The organism is Vibrio sp. V23_P3S9T160, assembly GCF_963886625.1.
Classification (GTDB): domain Bacteria; phylum Pseudomonadota; class Gammaproteobacteria; order Enterobacterales; family Vibrionaceae; genus Vibrio; species Vibrio anguillarum.
Genome location: NZ_CAWPDB010000106.1, coordinates 38,150 through 43,828, shown reverse-complemented (window position 1 = coordinate 43,828; position 5,679 = coordinate 38,150). Strand labels below are relative to the sequence as shown.

Sequence of the window (5,679 nt, the reverse complement as noted above, 5' to 3'; positions counted from 1 at the left end):
TGATCTGCTCCAGCTAGACTGGACACTTCATTAAGCGACATTTTGCTGTTCAAAGTTAACTGGGCTTAGATACCCAAGAGCACTGTGCCTTCTCGTCCGATTATAATCAACCTCTATGTACTCGAAGATCGTTTGGCGCATCTGGTCTCTCGTCATAATCGGCTCATTTTGGATTGCTTCAACTTTCATAGAATGGAAGAAGCTCTCAACACAAGCATTGTCCCAGCAATTTCCTTTCCTACTCATACTTTGTTTTAGATTATAAGCAGTTATGAGATCTCGATAATCTTTTGAGCAGTACTGACTACCTCGATCACTATGAACGATAACCTGCTCGGGGAATCCGCGACGGAACAACGCCATTGATAGCGCATCACAGACCAGCGTAGCCGTCATTCTGGTATCCATAGACCATCCAATTACTTGTCTTGAGTAAAGGTCAATAATTACCGCCAAGTACAGCCAGCCTTCGCTTGTCGCTATATAGGTGATGTCTCCAGCCCATTTTTCATTCGGAGCAGATGCGCTAAAATTCTGAGCCAACAGGTTTGGAGCAACAGGCATTTGATGCTTGCTGTCCGTAGTGCACTTAAACTTGCGTGCAGCTTTCGGCGTTAAATCTTGACGCTTCATACTGGCAGCAATGGTTTTAACATTGTAGCGTTCACCGTTCTCAGACAGTTCTTTTTGGATACGCCTTGAGCCATCTCGGCCTTTGCTGTTGTCGAAAGCTTCTTTAACTTTTGTATCAAGCTGTTGGCGAATAGCCTCACGTTGGATGGCGTTGTGCCGATGCTTAATCCAGTAATAAAACCCACTTCGGGAAATCCCGAACACCTTAGCCATACGCACTATACTGAAGCACAGCAGGTGTTCGAGCATAAACTCGTAGCAATCTACTTTAGATTCTTCGCGAAGTAGGTGGCGGCCTTTTTTACAATTTCTAGCTCTTCAGCTTGCTCAGCCAACTGCCTTTTGAGCTTGGCAACCTCTGCGGTTAGCTCTTGCTCTCGCTGACTAGTACTGGTGTCTTTCTTCGAGTTCTTCCGCCACCCGTAGATTTGAGATTCGTGTAAAGAAAGCTGTCTTGCTGTCGCAGCTACTCCCACTTTATCTGCTAACTTCAGGGCTTCTGCTTTAAATTCAGGGGAATGTTTAATTCTAGTTTTCTTAGTTGTCATTGTTCACCTCGTTAGTGATTGTACTCACTTAACTCAGTGTCCAAAACTGCTGGGGCGGATCATACTTCAGAGACTTACAAATTGAAGTACTCCCTTTTAATGAAGATGCGAAAACAACACTACGAAATATATCTGTAGTTCTTGATGCTTTTAAGGTTTCTGCTCGCACTGCAATCCAAATCGCAGATAGGGTAGTAGCAACAATCTCAAATATGCCCAGAGGCTCTAAGATTGATATATTGATGTTAACAGCTTTGCTTTGTATCAAAGAGAAAGATCATAATCTTTTTGATGAAATAGTAAGTGGTAAATTTACGAGAGTAGAGCAAAGTGGTAATAGTAAAAAGACTATCTACTTGAATGAGTTCCTCGAAACTTACATTCCAGAAAACTCTCATATGCGCCATATTGAAATGAACTTCGATCCACAGGAATATGCACCTAATTTTAAGTTCAATCCTCGTCAAGCCGTTGTAGCTAACCGATATACATCTGGGAGTTATCGATTCTACTTAATTAAGTATCTCCAAGAAATTTTCTCTTCTCACTTTGGTTCAACTGGAAAAACTGGAAAATTCCCCTCGGAATCATTATTTCTAGGCCAAGATCACAGTAGCCGGACTCAAGAACAGACACCTTTAGAAAAACTCAGCAAGACTCTAACTGAAGAGTACACAAAACATCAATATGACAAAGATGCACAAATGTTAGGCGTACCTGCACTTCTATGGGTTAAGTATTTCTATATCAAAAATAAATACGACTCTATAGACATGGATGAATATAAGGACTTTGTCGAGTTAGCATCCCCGCTAGACTGGATGGGCAAAGATGAGCTACCAGAAATAGATTAATGCTTAATATTTATACCTTTGTGGTGGAACTAGCAATTGGACAAAAACATTCCAGTAACCTATATCGCTCATCATAAATAGCATACCCAATACTCACGAAATTAATTCCCTCCCCCTAAAAGAGGAGGAACACCTCGTCATAAGCTTCTACTCGAAAGCATAATGAGCGTGTTTGAGTTGTTTATATAACTTCTGCCAAGTGTTTTGATAGAGGGAAAACTGACAAATTTTGTTGTAAATGGCCAGGTTTGATTAGAAGCGATCATACTATATTAATTATTTTCCTATACCTGTCGGCCCTTAGTATTCACGGTAAGGTGTTTATTTCTCTCTGATATTCCTCTTTATGGCTACCTCTTTAGGGTAGTTTGAGTTTGTAATTGATTTACATCAGTAATTCATTTTCTTTCATAATTAAAAATCTCGCTCAATGAAACGTTACCATAATTAGGAACCCATATGAGCAGGATGAAGCTGGTTGTCATCGGTAATGGCATGGTTGGCCATCGCTATATCGAAGATTTGGTCGAAAAAATGGAGGCATCGGCTGTTGATGTCACGGTTTTTTGTGAGGAACCGCGTGTTGCCTACGATCGCGTCCATCTTTCTTCCTACTTTTCACACCATACTGCTGAAGAGCTTTCGCTTGTTAAGCCGGGTTTCTATCAAAAACATGCGATTAATGTCTTGATGGGCGAGCGAGCGATTAACATTAACCGCGAAAAGCGCGTGGTCTATTCAAATACTGGCCGTGAAGTGAGCTATGACAAATTAGTCTTGGCGACGGGCTCTTATCCCTTTGTACCGCCGATCAAAGGCAATGAAAGTAAAGACTGCTTTGTCTACCGCACCATTGAAGATCTAAAGGCCATCGAAACGTGCGCGAAAAAGAGCAAAAGTGGCGTAGTGATAGGCGGTGGTTTACTTGGCCTTGAAGCGGCTGGCGCGCTGAAAGCGTTGGGCGTACAAACCCATGTGATTGAGTTTGCTCCGGTATTAATGGCTGAGCAACTTGACTTGCAAGGCGGTTTACAACTGCGTAATAAAATTGAGCGGATGGGGGTGCAAGTTCACACTAGCAAAAATACGCTAGAGATCGTTGCTCAAGGCGAGACCGCTCGTAATACCATGAAGTTTGCCGATGGTTCGGATTTGGAAGTTGACTTCATCGTATTTTCCGCAGGGATACGTCCTCAGGACAAATTAGCTCGTGAAATGGGCTTAGACATCGCGCCGCGTGGTGGCGTTGCCATTAACGATCACTGCCAAACATCCGATCCTGATATTTACGCGATTGGCGAATGTGCTTCTTGGAATCAAACTTTCTTCGGTCTGGTTGCTCCTGGCTACAAAATGGCAACGGTTGCGGTTGATCATCTTGTGGGCAATGAGAGCCAATTTAGTGGTGCAGACATGAGCGCCAAGCTCAAACTGCTGGGTGTGAAGGTGGGATCGATTGGCGATGCCAATGGACGAACGCCGGGTTGTAAAAGCTACGTCTATCAAAATGAAGAAGATGAAGTTTATAAGCGCATTATCGTTTCTGAAGACGGTAAAAAATTGCTTGGTGCAGTTTTAGTTGGCGACACGTCAGATTACGGCGATTTACTGCAACTCAAACTCAATGATATTGAGCTGCCCAAACACCCAGACACCTTGATTCTACCTGCGCATGCTGGCGCTGAAAAACCGGCATTAGGCGCAGATGCACTACCTGATACTGCTGTGATCTGCTCTTGTTTTGATGTGACTAAAGCGAAAATTGCCCAAGCCGTGGCCGATGGTCATCATACGCTCGGCGCGATTAAAGCGGTGACAGGGGCCGGAACCGGTTGTGGTGGTTGCGTGCCTTTAGTGACGTCGGTTCTGAATGCGGAACTGGCTAAATCGGGTGTGGAAGTCAAAAACGATATTTGTGAGCACTTTGCGTATTCACGCCAAGAGCTGTTCCATTTGATCCGCATTAACGGTATCAAACGTTTTGATGAGATGTTGGCAAAACATGGAAGCGGTTATGGGTGCGAAGTCTGTAAGCCAACAATTGGTTCGATTCTGGCCTCGTGTTGGGGGGATCATGTGCTCTCGCTATCGCTGGTCAGTTTGCAAGACACCAATGATAACTTCTTGGGTAACATGCAAAAAGACGGTACTTATTCGGTGATCCCACGCATGGCGGGTGGTGAAGTCACACCACAAGCGCTTGCGGTGCTGGCGAATGTCGCTCAGGAATACAAACTTTACACCAAAGTGACGGGCGCGCAGCGCATTGGTCTGTTTGGTGCTCAAAAAGACGATTTACCTGAGATTTGGCGCAAACTGATTGATGCTGGATACGAGACAGGCCAAGCCTATGCCAAAGCTCTGCGCATGGCAAAAACGTGTGTCGGTAGTACGTGGTGTCGTTTTGGTGTGCAAGACAGCGTCGGTTTGGGTGTGCTGATTGAAAACCGCTACAAAGGTATCCGTACACCACACAAGATGAAGTTTGGTGTCTCAGGTTGCACCCGCGAATGTGCCGAAGCGCAAGGGAAAGATTTAGGCCTGATCGCGACCGATGCGGGTTGGAATATGTATGTCTGCGGTAATGGTGGTATGAAGCCTCGGCATGCGGATCTGCTGGCCTCTGATTTAGATGAAGCAACACTACTGAAATACATCGACCGTTTCGTGATGTTCTACATTCGCACAGCCGATAAATTACAACGCACCTCAGTGTGGCTAGACAACCTAGAAGGTGGTGTTGATTACCTGCGTGAAGTGATTGTGGACGATAAGTTGGGCATTAACGATCAACTCGAAGCGGATGTGGCGAAGCTTATTGCTGATTATCGCTGTGAATGGACAGAAACGCTTAATCATCCTGAGCAATTAACTCGTTTTACTCACTTCATTAATTCTGATTTACGCGATGAGAACGTCGTGTTCGTCAGCGCTCGTGAGCAGCACCGTCCTGCGACTTATAGCGAAAAACACCCAGCAGCAAAAGGCGATATATTCCACATTGCGCTTGCTGATTCGGCAATCTCTACCCCTGTTTTGGAGAAATAACCATGGCCAATAACACAGTATTTCAAGCCATCTGTGACATTAATGACATTGTTCCCGGAACGGGTGTGTGTGCACTGGTGAATGGTGAGCAAGTGGCTCTCTTCCGTCCGACTGAGGCGCAAGAAGTGATGGCGATAAGCAATATGGATCCCTTTGCTCGAGCCAATGTGTTGTCACGCGGTTTTATTTGCCAACATCAAGAGCTGTTCTGGGTAGCAAGCCCGCTTAAAAAGCAGCGTTTCAATCTCATAACAGGCCAATGTATGGAAGATGAACGCTTTAGCGTGAAAGCTTATGCCGCGCGAGTCACCGACGGTGTGGTCGAAGTCGCGGCTTAACAGCCGCTTTTGAGACGATGAGATTCAATAGCAAAAAGGTTCTTTGTTCATCGAGCTCTCTTGGTGAAGCATCGATGGCTGGGAGCCTTTATCTATTCAATTTCCCTTTTTAATTTTAACTTTGGTGACAATAAGGACCATTATGTCTTATGTAAAACCTGCCGATTTTGTGCAAACAATGATTGACGCTGGCGAAAGCAAAATCTTCATGTCAACGCGCGATACCCTGATTCGCGGCATTATGGCGGGGGGGGTCTT

General features: G+C 44.8%; 4 protein-coding genes and 1 pseudogene. 4 read left to right on the top strand and 1 reads right to left on the bottom strand.

Annotated elements, in window-relative coordinates; all coding sequences use genetic code 11:
• Positions 1-30: 30 nt before the first annotated feature.
• Positions 31-1,181, bottom strand: a protein-coding gene (locus AACU59_RS06165; protein ID WP_094132009.1) for an IS3 family transposase whose coding sequence is annotated in 2 segments (ribosomal slippage) — positions 31-938 and positions 938-1,181 — 1,152 coding nt in all. Because the reading frame shifts where the segments join, the coding sequence is not laid out codon by codon here.
• Between the two features lie 242 nt (positions 1,182-1,423).
• Here AACU59_RS06165 and AACU59_RS06160 point away from each other — a divergent pair.
• The 4 genes and pseudogenes from AACU59_RS06160 to AACU59_RS06145 form a co-directional block, all read left to right on the top strand.
• The gene (locus tag AACU59_RS06160) at positions 1,424-2,035 is read left to right on the top strand and encodes a hypothetical protein (RefSeq protein ID WP_237666621.1); all 612 of its coding nucleotides are present in this window, start codon (positions 1,424-1,426) and stop codon (positions 2,033-2,035) included.
• 459 nt (positions 2,036-2,494) lie between these two features.
• Positions 2,495-5,083, top strand: a complete 2,589-nt coding sequence (gene nirB, locus AACU59_RS06155; protein ID WP_094144563.1) for a nitrite reductase large subunit NirB — start codon at positions 2,495-2,497, stop codon at positions 5,081-5,083.
• A 2-nt stretch (positions 5,084-5,085) separates the two neighbouring features.
• Positions 5,086-5,421, top strand: a complete 336-nt coding sequence (gene nirD / locus AACU59_RS06150) for a nitrite reductase small subunit NirD (RefSeq protein ID WP_094144562.1) — start codon at positions 5,086-5,088, stop codon at positions 5,419-5,421.
• Between the two features lie 142 nt (positions 5,422-5,563).
• Positions 5,564-5,679 (top strand): annotated as a pseudogene (locus AACU59_RS06145) (formate/nitrite transporter family protein); the annotation flags it as partial.